16 protein-coding genes and 1 tRNA gene are annotated in these 13,968 nt (G+C 56.7%); 12 read left to right on the top strand and 5 right to left on the bottom strand.

Annotated elements, in window-relative coordinates; genetic code table 11:
- Positions 1-9 precede the first annotated feature (9 nt).
- The 5 genes from CLU88_RS09575 to CLU88_RS09555 are packed head-to-tail and all read right to left on the bottom strand — an operon-like array spanning position 10 to position 3,521.
- Positions 10-771, bottom strand: a complete 762-nt coding sequence (locus tag CLU88_RS09575) for a PilX N-terminal domain-containing pilus assembly protein (protein ID WP_099656390.1) — start codon at positions 769-771, stop codon at positions 10-12.
- Between the two features lie 19 nt (positions 772-790).
- A complete protein-coding gene (locus CLU88_RS09570) occupies positions 791-1,693 on the bottom strand; it encodes a PilW family protein (protein ID WP_099656389.1) in 903 nt (300 codons plus the stop codon).
- 2 nt (positions 1,694-1,695) lie between these two features.
- A complete protein-coding gene (gene pilV, locus CLU88_RS09565) occupies positions 1,696-2,388 on the bottom strand; it encodes a type IV pilus modification protein PilV (protein WP_099658763.1) in 693 nt (230 codons plus the stop codon).
- 5 nt (positions 2,389-2,393) lie between these two features.
- Complete coding sequence (locus tag CLU88_RS09560; RefSeq protein ID WP_099656388.1) at positions 2,394-2,969, bottom strand: GspH/FimT family pseudopilin; 576 nt, start codon at positions 2,967-2,969, stop codon at positions 2,394-2,396.
- A gap of 21 nt (positions 2,970-2,990) precedes the next feature.
- A complete protein-coding gene (locus CLU88_RS09555) occupies positions 2,991-3,521 on the bottom strand; it encodes a GspH/FimT family pseudopilin (protein ID WP_099656387.1) in 531 nt (176 codons plus the stop codon).
- Positions 3,522-4,118: 597 nt separating this feature from the next.
- Between CLU88_RS09555 and rpsO the strand changes: the two genes are divergently transcribed.
- From rpsO to nuoF, 12 genes are all read left to right on the top strand, one after another.
- Positions 4,119-4,385 (top strand): 30S ribosomal protein S15, encoded by a 267-nt coding sequence (gene rpsO, locus CLU88_RS09545; RefSeq protein ID WP_005793232.1) that lies wholly within the window; start codon positions 4,119-4,121, stop codon positions 4,383-4,385.
- Positions 4,386-4,592: 207 nt separating this feature from the next.
- Positions 4,593-6,812: a polyribonucleotide nucleotidyltransferase gene (pnp, locus tag CLU88_RS09540; protein ID WP_099656385.1), complete on the top strand. Its 2,220-nt coding sequence runs from the start codon at positions 4,593-4,595 to the stop codon at positions 6,810-6,812.
- A gap of 125 nt (positions 6,813-6,937) precedes the next feature.
- Positions 6,938-7,924, top strand: a complete 987-nt coding sequence (locus CLU88_RS09535; RefSeq protein WP_099658762.1) for an NAD(P)H-quinone oxidoreductase — start codon at positions 6,938-6,940, stop codon at positions 7,922-7,924.
- Between the two features lie 2 nt (positions 7,925-7,926).
- The gene (tpiA, locus tag CLU88_RS09530) at positions 7,927-8,673 is read left to right on the top strand and encodes a triose-phosphate isomerase (RefSeq protein WP_099656384.1); all 747 of its coding nucleotides are present in this window, start codon (positions 7,927-7,929) and stop codon (positions 8,671-8,673) included.
- A gap of 35 nt (positions 8,674-8,708) precedes the next feature.
- The gene (gene secG, locus CLU88_RS09525; RefSeq protein WP_099656383.1) at positions 8,709-9,086 is read left to right on the top strand and encodes a preprotein translocase subunit SecG; all 378 of its coding nucleotides are present in this window, start codon (positions 8,709-8,711) and stop codon (positions 9,084-9,086) included.
- A gap of 116 nt (positions 9,087-9,202) precedes the next feature.
- Positions 9,203-9,287 (top strand) — tRNA-Leu (locus CLU88_RS09520).
- Positions 9,288-9,356: 69 nt separating this feature from the next.
- Positions 9,357-9,716, top strand: coding sequence for an NADH-quinone oxidoreductase subunit A (locus CLU88_RS09515; protein ID WP_099656382.1), 360 nt, complete (start codon positions 9,357-9,359; stop codon positions 9,714-9,716).
- Between the two features lie 27 nt (positions 9,717-9,743).
- Complete coding sequence (locus CLU88_RS09510; protein ID WP_007849129.1) at positions 9,744-10,223, top strand: NADH-quinone oxidoreductase subunit B family protein; 480 nt, start codon at positions 9,744-9,746, stop codon at positions 10,221-10,223.
- 10 nt (positions 10,224-10,233) lie between these two features.
- Positions 10,234-10,842 carry an NADH-quinone oxidoreductase subunit C gene (locus tag CLU88_RS09505; RefSeq protein ID WP_099658761.1) on the top strand — a complete coding sequence of 203 codons (609 nt, stop codon included), beginning with the start codon at positions 10,234-10,236 and terminating at the stop codon, positions 10,840-10,842.
- Positions 10,843-10,868: 26 nt separating this feature from the next.
- Positions 10,869-12,122 (top strand): NADH-quinone oxidoreductase subunit D, encoded by a 1,254-nt coding sequence (locus tag CLU88_RS09500; protein ID WP_099656381.1) that lies wholly within the window; start codon positions 10,869-10,871, stop codon positions 12,120-12,122.
- Positions 12,119-12,607, top strand: a complete 489-nt coding sequence (nuoE, locus tag CLU88_RS09495; RefSeq protein WP_099656380.1) for an NADH-quinone oxidoreductase subunit NuoE — start codon at positions 12,119-12,121, stop codon at positions 12,605-12,607. Before CLU88_RS09500 ends, nuoE begins: the two co-directional genes overlap by 4 nt.
- On the top strand, positions 12,607-13,962 hold the full coding sequence (nuoF, locus tag CLU88_RS09490; RefSeq protein WP_099656379.1) for an NADH-quinone oxidoreductase subunit NuoF: 1,356 nt from the start codon (positions 12,607-12,609) through the stop codon (positions 13,960-13,962). Before nuoE ends, nuoF begins: the two co-directional genes overlap by 1 nt.
- Positions 13,963-13,968: the final 6 nt, after the last annotated feature.

The raw sequence follows: 13,968 nt of genomic DNA, 5'->3' as shown, positions 1-13,968 counted from the left end.
TTTGAGCAATTAATCGATTGTTTTTTGTGGTGCATAGGTTTGTTGCAAAACCACTTGTGTGCCTTGCTTTCGACCATAAGCAAGGGCTGTAATGCGATAAACCAAATTAGGACTGGTATTGCCACCCAGATTCATTCGCAGTAAATTTTTGGCTCCCGACCCCACAATAACGCCTGAATTCTTGCTGCTTTCGTCGTAACGCAATACTTCAATCCAATACCAACCGCCTTGGTTGGCAGGAGTTGCTATGTCCCACTGCAGGAGAGGATTGACAGGGTTGCTGATACTGCCCTTGCCTGCGCCAGTGAACTGTCCGTATCGCGCTCCTGTGGTTGCTGTGGGGGGCATCATTGCATTAAGGGCGGTCGTATCGTTCCAAAAATCCAGCTTGCCTGTGCGTTTGGTACAAAGGCCATTTCCGCATCCCGTAGGTTTTTGGCCCAGTTCTGCAAGCAAGAGGTCGCGCTCCGTAATGTCTAGTGGGATTTTCTCGGCAGTGCTTGTGCGACAAATATCGCCCACGCCTACGCAACCAGTGCCGTCGGCCTTCTGATTGCGAATGTCCAGTTCAGCATCCTGAAGCAGGGATTGGGCTGCTTCAAAGGCGCGTTGGTAATCAGCATCATTGCCAACCACCAACTCATTGAAAAGCGAAGTCCGCGATGCCCACAATGCCAAAAGCATGGAAAGCATGACGAATATGATGACGACGAACAGCGCCACGCCACGCTGGTGTTTGCGGTGAGATGGGTGATGAATTGCACGGTGCATGATCAGTTCTTCAAGGTGGTTAGAGCGGAAGCAACTGTGCTTTTGTGAGGCCTTGACTGCGCACTTGGAAGACATTGCGGTAGGTCACGTGCATACGTTGGTTGCGCGCTCCAGCGAGGGTGGTCATGTCAATCGCTGTTCCATCGCAGTCACGGTAGGTGCTTGAACCGCCTGTGGGCATATTGATGGCTTCCGCTCCATACAGTACAAAGCAAACCTCCACGGCTTGTACCGTGAGCCAATCAGTTACCGCAGCTCCTGCTACGTATTGGACAGTCAGATTGGTGGGGTTTGTGTTGTTTTGAACCAGATAACGAACCTGAAAATTGGCCACATTTTGTGCAATAGGTTGTGCGACACCTCCATTGCCTTGGCATTGCAATTCGCTACCACTGAGTTGAAAAATGCTCTCCACCCGTTGGTCTGTATTTGTCGCAACGTCAGTCGGTCCACCCAAGCAGTTGCGCCCAATGGTTTGGTCTGTAACTGCGGTGTATACAGATTCCTTATAGCGACGGTAGCCTGTACTGAGCCCGCCGCTAGGGGCGCCCAAAGTGTGCGTTATGGGATCGAAGTCGTTTCCTCCGCTAATTGCTGGCGCCACGGTTTCGAATGCCACGGGAACCATTGCAGAGAAACCCGTTGAAGCCCCGCTGGGGTCGGGGTTGAGGTACAGCGAGCCGGCTTGGCGCAATTGCAAGCCAATGACGCGCATCAGGTAAGCAGACTGTTGCTGAATATTGCTGGCATCGCTGACGGTTCCGGAGACGCCACGCGAGACCATGAGGGCGCCCATTGCAACTGCGATGACGAGCAGGCCGATGGAGAGGCCGACCAGCAATTCAATCAGCGTCACACCCAGTTGATAATGACTGCGAAATGGTTTGCGTTTGCCGGAAAAACGTGAGAGGTGAGTTTTCATATTTATTCTCCGGCGCAGTAGAACTGCTTAAGGCCTCCACCGATGTCGTAGGGTGCGCAGCGTGCAGAGACGGGGATATATTGCAGGTGACAGGTGTAATTTGCGGTGCAAGACGTTGCGCCAACCCCTGTACCTCCGCCGTTTTTGAATGTGCCATCCGTATCGCGGGTCTTGGACGCATCAATATTGTCTCTGTGTGTCGTTTTGTCGGTTGCGTCGCTAATGTTGATTTCGTTCTCTCTCCATCGAACCATCACGCCCAATTGCCGGCGGTTGGCTGTGTCTGTATCTCCAGGGGCCAAGAAAATAGTTGCATCTCCGACGGGCAGCATTTGCTGAACGGTTCGCCTCCAAACGGCTACGTCGTATGTGGTGAGCAGATCGCTGGTGCACGCTGTTGTAGCGCAGTCAACTGCAGGGGCAGACACAGCCGTGGAGGGGTCTGTCCATGCGCTTTGGTAGCTACTCAAGGTCAGGAGTGCATTGGGATGGGCCTTGATGCGTTCACTGAGGTCTTCGATGAGACGAATAGCCTGTGCACGGCGCACCGTAGTTTGGGTATCGGTCAGCGTGCGCATCTGCACTCCCAAAATACCCAAAATACCTAGGGCTGCAATGACGATCGCAACGAGGGATTCAATCAGCGTGATGCCGCGCTGATGATTGTTTGGAAAATGGTGCAATGGGGTAGTCATGGGTATCAGCCGGTGCATGGAATAGCTTCTTGAGGGATGACACGGATGCGGCCGCCAGAGCTCATGCAGACGCCACGTGAGCCCGCATGTGCGGAGCTTTTGTTCAGGGGGACCAAGGTGAACCCTAGCCAAGCGCCATCAACAAGGCCCCAACGATTGAATTGGATGCTGGCACCGCCGCCAGTGCGGTTGACGTGCGCTTTGCCAGCAGATTCAACGCGCTGCAATACAGGCTCGGCGGCATTGCATGTGCCGTTGTTATTGATGTCATGGCAGACAATCCAACCGCAATCCCAGTCGCGGGTCCCGCTGGCAGTAGTGCAGCCATTGGTGTTGTTGGGTATTTTTTGTATGACTACTTGCCCGCCGCGCTTAATGGCTTCAGAGCGTGCGTATTGCAGGCTTGTTTGTAGCTGCTCTGCAGGTTCTCGCACACGCCATCCTTCTATCAGGGGGGTGAAGTTGGGGGCAGCCAAGGAGATGAGGATTGCGACTATGGACACCACAACCATCAACTCAATGGCAGTGAAGCCGGTCACAACGTGCCGAGACTTTGGTCGCAGTGGTCGGTGGGGGTGCATGGCTTTGTGAGGCTTGGCGACTTAAGGGCAGGCAGCGCCATGTTTCATCTGTGCGATGCGTCCACCCTTGGCGCAGAGTCTGATGGCGCTGCTGTCTGTTGCGCTTTTCCCATCAGGGAAGATTGCGATGTCGACAGCCATTGGCGCGCCGCCACTGGTCTCCGAAAGCATTCCCCAGCGGTCCACATATAGCATGTCTTTGTTGTTGCTTTGGGTCATGCTGACTTTGTTGGGGGCTGGGCTCACTTGCAGGTCTGTTGAGACTCCGTTTTGGGTGGAGGTGACTTTCCAGCCGATGCTCCACCCGCCGGTGGCGTCAATGGCGATGCCGCCGCCGCGCTTGATAGCCTCCGACCGGGCGTAGTAGAGGGTCGATGTGAGGCCTTCGGTGGCACTGCGCACGCGCCAACGTTCAATCAATGGAGTAAAGCTGGGGGCTGCCAATGTTGCCAAAATCGCAACAATGGCCACAACAACCATCAATTCAATGGCTGTAAAACCGCGGTGGTTTTTAGGGTGTGGAATTCCCAGAGATGGGGGCAGTGCATGCATGAGGGCGATCCTAAGGAGTTCGTGGTTGGGCTGCGACAGCCTGTGTGACCAGTGGCGCTAGCGTGGGGATGAGCGGCGACTATCTGCGTGTGTACCCCAAGCAGGCCCCGGCGTTGGGCATTCCTTTGCATTCTCGGTAAAGGCGACGATCTCGCTCGGCGCGCGACTCTTCCGATGGGCTGCGTTGGTGGGTGACTTTGCCTGTGTTTTTCTTGCTGATCGTCGTGTTATTTGCTGTAGTTTTGTCGCCAGCGGAGCCTTTGGTCAGCGCGTAAGAAGGGGAAACAAGGATGCACAGGCCAATGGCACCAGTGGTTACTGCGAGCCACAGGCGTTTGTTCCAAGGCCCGGAGTGAGGGGCTGTGCGTGCGGGGGAAAAGGGATGTTGCATGGCTAGGTGCTTTCGAGGCTGAGCTGTAGCAGCTGATTGGGCGCAGTGTTCTGGATCGCGGGGTGCTTGGCAAGCCAAATTCGGACCCGGGCTATAATTGCGAGGTTTTGCATGGTGCAAGACGCACGCCCGTGGCCGTTCCAGCTGCTGGCGCAAGTAAAAACCATGGCCCTCTGCTTGCGGCGGGTCGCATTCAAGGAAAACACATGATCGCATCCTCCATCAAGGCCGAAGTCGTCAAGGCGAACGCCCGTGCTGCCAATGACACTGGTAGCCCAGAAGTGCAAGTGGCCCTGCTGACGGCCCGCATCAACGAATTGACTCCTCACTTCAAGACACACGCCAAGGACCACCATGGTCGCCGTGGCCTGCTGCGCATGGTGAGCCGTCGTCGCAAGCTGCTGGACTATCTGAAGGCCAAGGACGCTGACCGTTACACCGCGCTGATCGCCAAGTTGGGTCTGCGCAAGTAATTTTCATTGCATGCGAAAACGCCTGGGTTAGTCCGCTAGCTCAGGCGTTTTTTACTTCGGAGTCGCAAAACGGAGCGAAGCTGTGTCATTCCAATGAAGTTGCCGCCATGGGTTGGTGTGCAGGTTCCCTGGAATGGCATCGTGTTCTGAATTGCCCTCCAAGACAATCTGGTAGAGCGCTACCAGCTATCAAAATAGGAGCTGAACATGAGCATTTTCAATAAAATCACCAAAACCTTCCAATGGGGTGACAAGACCGTCATCATGGAAACGGGCGAGATCGCCCGCCAAGCCTCCGGTGCGGTGCTGGTGAACATTGACGACACCGTGGTGCTGGCCACCGTGGTGGCTTCCAAGGGGGCCAAGCCCGGCCAGGACTTCTTCCCCCTGACGGTGGACTACATCGAAAAGACGTACGCGGCCGGCAAGATTCCTGGCAGCTTCTTCAAGCGCGAAGCCAAGCCCAGCGAGCACGAAACCCTGACCAGCCGCCTGATCGACCGCCCGATTCGTCCGCTGTTCCCCGAAGGTTTCTTCAACGAAGTGCACGTGGTGATCCACACGGTGTCGCTGAACCCTGAAGTGGATGCTGACATCGCAGCCCTGATTGCTACCAGCGCGGCCCTGGCCATCTCTGGCATCCCATTCAACGGCCCCATTGGTGCTGCACGCGTGGGTTATATCAACGGCGAATACGTGCTGAACCCCGGCCAGACTGCGCGCAAGAACTCGCAGATGGATCTGGTGGTGGCGGGCACCGAAGCCGCAGTGCTGATGGTCGAATCCGAAGCCCAGCAACTGTCTGAAGAAATCATGCTGGGTGCCGTGGTGTTCGGTCACGAGCAAGGCAATGTGGCCATCAACGCCATCCACGAACTGGTGCGTGATGCGGGCAAGCCCGTGTGGCAGTGGGAAGCGCCTGCCAAGGACGAAGCCCTGATCGCCAAGGTGGTGGCTCTGGCCGACGACAAGCTGCGCGCTGCCTACCAGATCCGCAACAAGCAAGCCCGTACCCAAGCCTGCCGTGAAGCCTATGCGGCCGTGATGGCTGCGCTGAAGGCTGATGGTGTTGAATTTGACGCGGTCAAGGTCGAAGGCATGTTGTTCGATATTGAAGCCGGTATCGTGCGCAGCCAGATTCTGGCGGGCGAACCCCGTATCGATGGCCGTGATACGCGCACCGTGCGCCCCATCGAAATCCGCGGCAGTGTGCTGCCTCGCGCCCATGGCTCGTCGCTGTTCACGCGTGGCGAAACCCAGGCGCTGGTTGTGACTACGCTGGGCACCGAGCGTGATGCACAGCGCATCGATGCGCTGGCTGGCGAGTACGAAGACCGTTTCATGATGCACTACAACATGCCTCCCTTCGCCACTGGCGAAGTGGGTCGCATGGGCTCGACCAAGCGCCGCGAAATCGGCCACGGCCGTCTGGCCAAGCGTGCTCTGGTGGCCGTGCTGCCGACCAAGGAGGAATTCCCCTACACCATGCGTGTGGTGTCGGAAATCACCGAGTCCAATGGCTCTTCGTCGATGGCTTCGGTCTGCGGTGGCTGCCTGTCGCTGATGGATGCTGGCGTGCCCATGAAGGCGCACGTGGCGGGTATCGCCATGGGCTTGATCAAGGATGCCAACCGCTTTGCCGTGCTGACCGACATCCTGGGCGATGAAGATCACCTGGGCGACATGGACTTCAAGGTGGCTGGTACCACAGCCGGTATCACCGCGCTGCAGATGGACATCAAGATCCAAGGTATCACCAAGGAAATCATGCAAGTTGCTCTGGCCCAAGCCAAGGAAGCGCGCATTCACATCCTGGGCAAGATGCAAGAGGCCATGGGCGAAGCCAAGACCGAAGTGTCGAACTTTGCGCCCAAGCTCTACACGATGAAGATCAACCCCGAGAAGATCCGCGACGTGATCGGCAAGGGTGGCTCGGTGATCCGTGCGCTGACCGAAGAAACCGGCTGCCAGATCAACATCGACGAAGACGGCACCATCACCATTGCCGCCACGGATGCCGCCAAGGCGGACGAGGCCAAGAAGCGCATTGAGCAGATCACGGCCGAAGTTGAAATCGGCAAGATCTACGAAGGCCCAGTGACCAAGATACTGGACTTCGGTGCGTTGATCAATCTGCTGCCTGGCAAGGACGGTCTGTTGCACATCAGCCAAATCGCCCACGAGCGTGTTGAGCGCGTGGGTGACTACCTGACCGAAGGCCAGATCGTCAAGGTCAAGGTCATGGAGACTGATGAGAAGGGTCGCATCAAGCTGTCGATGAAGGTGTTGGCAGACCGCCCTGCCGGTGGCAGTGACCGCCCTGCGCCCGCCGAGCGCGGTGACCGTGAGCCACGCCGTGACCACGGTCGTGATGGCGGTCGCCAGCCCTCTGAGCAACAACAACAGCAAGAGCAGCAACAGCAGTGATTTATCGTACCTTCGGGTCCGTGAATTGAAGTAGTTTGCTATTAAATTTATAGCTTCTGCCGCTTATTTGATAGGCGTTAGAGGCTTAAATTGCCTAAACGTACCGACTTATGACTGAGCGCCTCATGCGTGCTGTAGAGATATCCTCGTTCGGAGCGCCTGGTGTGCTTCGTCTGGGGGATCGCCCTGTGCCGGCGCCTGGTGCGGGTGAGGTGCTGATTCGGGTGAGTGCCAGCGGCATCAATCGTCCTGATGTCTTGCAGCGCGCGGGGCATTACGCTCCGCCACCCGGTGCTTCTGATCTTCCGGGGTTGGAAGTCGCGGGTGTCATCGAGTCTGGTGACGCGCAGGCTTTGGCTTTGGCGGGCTTGCAGCTCGGAGATCGGGTCTGTGCCTTGGTGTCGGGTGGTGGTTATGCCCAGTGGTGCGTAGCGCCTGTGGGGCAGTGCCTGCCTGTGCCTGGGGGGCTTACGGACATCGAGGCGGCGTCGTTGCCTGAGACCTTCTTTACGGTGTGGAGCAATGTGTTTGACCGGGGGCGTTTGCAACTGGGTGAGTGGCTTCTGGTGCAGGGCGGCACAAGTGGCATTGGCGTTACGGCCATCCAGTTGGCCAAGGCCTGGGGTGCCCAGGTGGTTGCCACAGCAGGCAGTGATGAGAAATGTGCCGCTTGCGTGGCGCTGGGCGCTTCCTATGCGATTAACTACCGCACCCAGGATTTTGTGGAAGAAGTGCGTCGCATCACTGGGCAGCGCGGCGTTGATGTGGTGCTGGACATGGTTGCGGGTGATTACGTGACCCGCGAGGTGGAGTGCCTGGCGGAGGATGGCCGACTGGTCATCATTGCGGTGCAAGGCGGCACCAAAAGTGCCCTCAATGCAGGGCTGGTGCTGCGCCGCAGGCTGACTGTCACGGGTTCTACGTTGCGGCCCCGGTCGGTGGAGTTCAAGACAGCCATCGCCCAAGCTCTGCGCCAGCATGTGTGGCCTCTGATCGCATCGGGGCAGGTGCGTCCGGTGATCTATCGCACGTTTGATGCAAGTGAGGCGGCCGATGCCCATGCGCTCATGGAGTCCAATCAGCACACGGGCAAGATTGTTTTGACCTGGTAATCATGAAAAAGAAACTCATTGCAGGCAACTGGAAGATGAATGGCGGTTTGGTTGCCAACGAGGGGCTCGTTCGGGGGCTTCTGGCGGGGCTGGCTTCGGCGCCGTCTTGTGATGTTGCGGTGGCCGTGCCAGCTCCTTATCTGGCGCAGGTGCGGGCTTTGACTGCGGGCTCTCCAATTGCCTTGGCCTCACAGGATGTGTCTGCGCATGCATCGGGTGCGTACACCGGTGAGTCGGCTGCGGGCATGCTCAAGGAGTTCGATGTGCGCTATGCGCTTGTGGGGCATTCCGAGCGCCGCCAATACCATGGCGAATCAGATGCCGTGGTGGCTGAAAAAGCCCGTCAAGCCCTGGCTTTGGGCATTACCCCGATTGTTTGCGTGGGGGAGACTCTGCAAGAGCGCGAATCGGGTCAGACGGAGGCTGTCGTCAAGCGCCAGTTGGCCGCCGTCATCCATGTCAATGGCCATTGCATCAGTGAAATCGTGGTTGCCTACGAGCCTGTGTGGGCGATTGGCACGGGACGTACGGCGTCTCCTGAGCAGGCGCAGCAAGTGCATGCTGTGCTGCGTGCGCAATTGGCGGCTGCCAGTGCGCATGCGGATCGGGTTCGTCTTCTTTATGGTGGCAGCATGAATGCCGCCAATGCCGCAGAGTTGTTGGCACAGCCAGACATTGATGGCGGGTTGGTGGGTGGAGCCTCGCTCAAGCCGGAAGATTTTTTAAAGATCATCGCTGCGGCCCAATGAACTGTGCGCAGTAAGCTATTCAATTAGGAGTAAAAATGAGTGTTTTGGTGAATGTGATTTTGGCCGTGCAGATGCTGGCGGCATTGGGAATGATTGGGTTGATCCTGGTTCAGCACGGCAAGGGTGCTGACATGGGGGCCGCATTTGGCAGTGGCTCTTCCGGTAGCCTTTTCGGTGCTAGCGGCAGTGCCAACTTTTTGTCGCGCAGCACGGCGGTCTTGGCGGCTGTGTTCTTTGTCTCCACGTTGGCGTTGGCCTATTTTGGCAATGCCCGCCCAGCCAGTTCTGGTAGCGTGCTGGAGACGCCTGCTGCGGTTGCGCCTTCTGGTGCGCCAGCTTCGGGTGGTGTGGATGCTGTGCCTGCGGCCCCTGTCGTGCCCGCATCTGGTGCGGCCCAGATCCCAACAAAATAATCCGCACTAAATTGACGCCCTGTTCTTTGTGCAGGGTTTTTCCGGAGTAGAATTCTGGATTGTCTGGAAAGCCAAAACCTTCATGGTTCCTCATGCCATCCAGACATGCAACAACAGCCGTCGTGGTGAAATTGGTAGACACGCTATCTTGAGGGGGTAGTGGCGAAAGCTGTGCGAGTTCGAGTCTCGCCGACGGCACCAAAACAAAAGCCTGCCCGCAAAATTTGTAAAATTTTGACGGATCGGGCTACAGCGGTGAGCATCCTCAAGATGAACCTCGATCAGTACCTCCCCGTCCTTTTGTTCATCTTGGTTGGCATCGCCGTCGGCGTTGTCCCCTTGATTCTTGGTTATGTGCTGGGCCCCAATCGTCCAGATGCAGCCAAAAACTCCCCTTATGAATGCGGCTTTGAGGCCTTTGAAGATGCGCGCATGAAGTTCGATGTGCGCTACTACCTCGTGGCCATTTTGTTCATCCTGTTCGATCTTGAAATTGCGTTTCTCTTTCCTTGGGCGTTGACGCTGCATGAGGTGGGGATGACAGGCTTCGTGGCGGTGTCGATCTTCTTGGCCATTCTGGTCGTGGGTTTTGCCTACGAGTGGAAAAAGGGCGCGTTGGATTGGGAATGATCGAGCTTCAATAAGAGGACGAATGCGATGATTGAAGGCGTGATGAAGGAAGGCTTCATCACCACCAGCTATGACTCGGTGGTGAATTGGGCTAAAACCGGTTCTTTGTGGCCCATGACCTTCGGTCTGGCGTGCTGCGCGGTAGAGATGATGCATGCGGCGGCTGCTCGCTATGACATTGGTCGTTTTGGCGCGGAGGTGTTTCGCGCCAGTCCGCGTCAATCCGATTTGATGATCGTGGCCGGTACGCTGTGCAACAAGATGGCTCCAGCCTTGCGCAAGGTGTATGACCAGATGTCGGAGCCACGTTGGGTGCTGTCGATGGGGTCTTGCGCCAATGGCGGTGGTTACTACCACTACAGCTACTCTGTGGTGCGCGGTTGTGACCGCATCGTTCCTGTGGATGTGTATGTGCCTGGTTGCCCCCCAACGGCTGAAGCGTTGATTTACGGCATCATCCAGCTGCAACAAAAAATCCGCCGCACCAATACCATTGCTCGCGTCTGAAGGGTTGATGATGACTGCTGTTGCCATTCGGCCCGAAAAACTCAAAGACAACATCGCTGCAGCCTTGGGGGCTAAGGTTCGCGAGATCACTGTGGCTTTGGGTGAAGTGACTGTCGTCGTTGCCGCGGCAGACTATCTGGATGCCATGCGCACACTCCGTGATGCCCAAGCCTGTCGCTTTGAGCAATTGGTGGACTTGTGCGGTGTGGACTATTCTGAGTATGCAGACGTGGTCAATGAAGGTGCGCGTTATTGCGTCGTTTCCCATCTGTTGTCTGTCAGCCTGAACCAGCGCGTGCGCGTGAAGGTGTTTTGCCAGGATGACGACTTTCCCGTGGTCGCCTCTGTGGCAGATCTCTGGAATTCGGCCAACTGGTATGAGCGCGAAGCCTTTGATTTGTTTGGCATCGTGTTTGACGGTCACAACGATTTGCGGCGCATTCTAACGGACTATGGTTTTATCGGCCATCCGTTCCGTAAAGACTTTCCTCTGTCTGGCCATGTGGAAATGCGCTACGACGCTGAGCAGCGTCGTGTGGTGTATGAGCCTGTGTCTATTGAGCCCCGTGAAATCACGCCTCGCATCGTTCGCGAAGACAAGTACGGAGGTTTGCACTGAGTCGCTTTGCGCTCATGTGATCCATCATGGCAGAAATCAAAAATTACTCTCTGAACTTTGGCCCGCAACATCCGGCCGCGCACGGCGTGTTGCGTCTGGTGCTGGAGTTGGATGGCGAAGTGGTGCAACGTGCGGATCCGCACATTGGTCTGCTGCACCGTGCCACCGAAAAGCTGGCTGAGCACAAAACCTACATCCAGTCCTTGCCTTACATGGACCGGCTCGACTATGTGTCGATGATGTGCAACGAGCACGCTTACTGCCTGGCCATTGAGAAGCTGCTGGGTCTTGAGGTGCCTTTGCGTGCGCAGTACATCCGGGTCATGTTCTCGGAAATCACGCGCCTGCTGAACCATTTGATGTGGCTTGGGTCGCATGGCAACGACTGCGGTAGTTCCACCATCCTGATCTATGCTTTCCGTGAGCGGGAAGACCTGTTTGACATGTACGAGGCTGTCTCCGGCGCCCGTATGCATGCAGCGTACTTCCGCCCCGGCGGTGTTTACCGTGATCTGCCTGACAGCATGCCCCAGTACAAGGTCAGCAAGATCAAGAACGCCAAGGCGCTGGAGGCAATGAATCAGAACCGTAAGGGTTCTTTGTTGGATTTCATCGACGATTTCACGCAACGCTTCCCGGCTTGTGTGGATGAGTACGAAACACTTTTGACCGACAACCGGATCTGGAAGCAGCGGACTGTGGGGATTGGTGTTGTGACACCGGAGCGTGCTTTGAATCTGGGCATGACTGGCCCGATGTTGCGCGGCTCTGGCATCGCTTGGGATTTGCGCAAGAGCCAACCTTACGATGCCTATGACCGGGTGGATTTCGATATTCCGCTGGGCAAGACGGGTGATTGCTACGACCGTTATTTGGTTCGTATGCAGGAGATGCGCGAATCCAACCGCATCATCAAGCAGTGCGTGGATTGGCTCAAAGCCAATCCAGGTCCAGTGATTACTGACAATCACAAGGTTGCTGCGCCTGCGCGTGAGTCCATGAAGTCGAACATGGAGGAGTTGATCCACCATTTCAAGCTGTTCACTGAAGGATTTCACGTTCCTGAAGGTGAAGCTTACGCAGCGGTGGAGCACCCCAAGGGGGAATTTGGCATTTACTTGGTAAGTGACGGTGCCAACAAGCCTTATCGCTTGAAAATTCGCGCTCCTGGGTTTGCGCACTTGGCGACCTTGGATGAGATGGCGCGCGGACACATGATTGCTGACGCCGTGGCCATTATTGGCACCATGGATATCGTGTTCGGAGAGATTGACCGATGATTACCGAAGCGACGCTGGCGCGGTTTGCGCGTGAAGTGGCTAAGTACCCTGCAGACCAAAAGCAGTCTGCCGTGATGGCTTGTTTGTCCATCGTGCAGCAAGAGCAGGGCTTTGTCAGTCCTGACAGTGAAGCTGTGATCGCAGAGTATCTGGGCATGGCTCAGATCGCCGTGCATGAAGTCACCACCTTCTACAACATGTACAACCAGCAGCCCGTGGGCAAGTACAAGCTGAATGTTTGTACCAACCTTCCTTGCCAGTTGCGTGACGGTCAGAAGGCCTTGCATCATCTGGAAAAAAAGCTGGGTGTTTCCATGGGGGAGACAACTGCTGATGGGTTGTTCACTCTGCAGCAATGTGAATGCCTGGGTGCATGCGCTGACTCACCAGTCATGCTGGTCAATGACCGGACGATGTGCAGCTTCATGGACAACGACAAGCTCGACCAGCTGGTCGATGGCCTTCGTGCTGCGGAGGGCAAGTGATGACGACAGCTGCACAAATTCTTTCCCAGTTTCAATCCACGGGTGTCCAGACGTGCTTCCATGATCGCCATATCAATCCGCAGATTTATGCGGACTTGGATGGTAAGAACTGGAGCATCAAGGACTACGAGGCGCGTGGTGGCTACCAGGCACTCCGTCGTATCCTGGGCAAGGATGGCTCTGAGGGCTTGAGCCAGGACCAAGTGATTGCGACGGTCAAGGAATCCGGTTTGCGTGGTCGCGGTGGTGCGGGCTTTCCGACTGGGCTCAAGTGGAGCTTTATGCCCCGCTCATTCCCCGGCCAGAAGTATTTGGTGTGCAACTCCGACGAAGGCGAGCCAGGCACCTGCAAGGACCGCGACATCCTGCAGTTCAACCCGCACATCGTCATCGAAGGCATGATCATCGCGGCCTACGCGATGGGCATCTCCGTGGGCTACAACTACATCCACGGCGAAATCTTCCAGACCTACGACCGCTTCGAAGAAGCGCTCGAAGAAGCGCGCGCAGCGGGCTACCTGGGCGACAAGATCCTGGGCAGTAACTTCAGCTTCCAGTTGCATGCGGCGCACGGCTTTGGCGCCTACATCTGCGGCGAAGAGACCGCGTTGCTCGAATCGCTGGAAGGCAAGAAGGGTCAGCCGCGTTTCAAGCCGCCATTTCCGGCCAGCTTCGGTTTGTACGGCAAGCCCACCACCATCAACAACACCGAGACCTTCGCGGCCGTGCCGTGGATCATCCGCAACGGCGGTGCTGCCTATCTCGAATGCGGCAAGCCCAACAATGGTGGTACCAAGATCTTCTCGGTCTCCGGCGACGTGGAAAAGCCTGGGAACTATGAGATTCCTTTAGGCACACCGTTCTCCAAGCTGTTGGAGTTGGCTGGTGGCGTGCGCAAGGGGCGTCAGCTCAAGGCTGTGATTCCAGGGGGGTCGTCATCCCCGGTTCTTCCTGCATCCATCATTATGGAATGCACGATGGACTATGACTCCATCGCCAAGGCGGGCTCCATGCTGGGCTCTGGCGCTGTGATTGTGATGGACGACTCCCGAAACATGGTTGAAAGCCTGTTGCGTTTGTCCTATTTCTATTCGCACGAGTCTTGCGGCCAATGCACGCCGTGCCGCGAAGGCACGGGCTGGATGTGGCGTGTCATTGATCGCATTCAGCACGGTCAGGGGCGCGAAGGTGATCTGAACCTGCTCAATTCTGTGGCTGACAACATCCAGGGCCGCACGATTTGCGCTTTGGGCGATGCTGCCGCCATGCCCGTGCGCGCCATGATCAAACACTTCCGTCCCGAGTTTGAGGCACTGATCCGGAACAACGCCCCACAGGCTGCGACGTCCGTCTGATCGCGA

It is taken from the genome of Acidovorax sp. 56 (assembly GCF_002749705.1).
Classification (GTDB): domain Bacteria; phylum Pseudomonadota; class Gammaproteobacteria; order Burkholderiales; family Burkholderiaceae_C; genus Acidovorax.
This window is presented reverse-complemented; position numbering and strand designations above follow the sequence as displayed.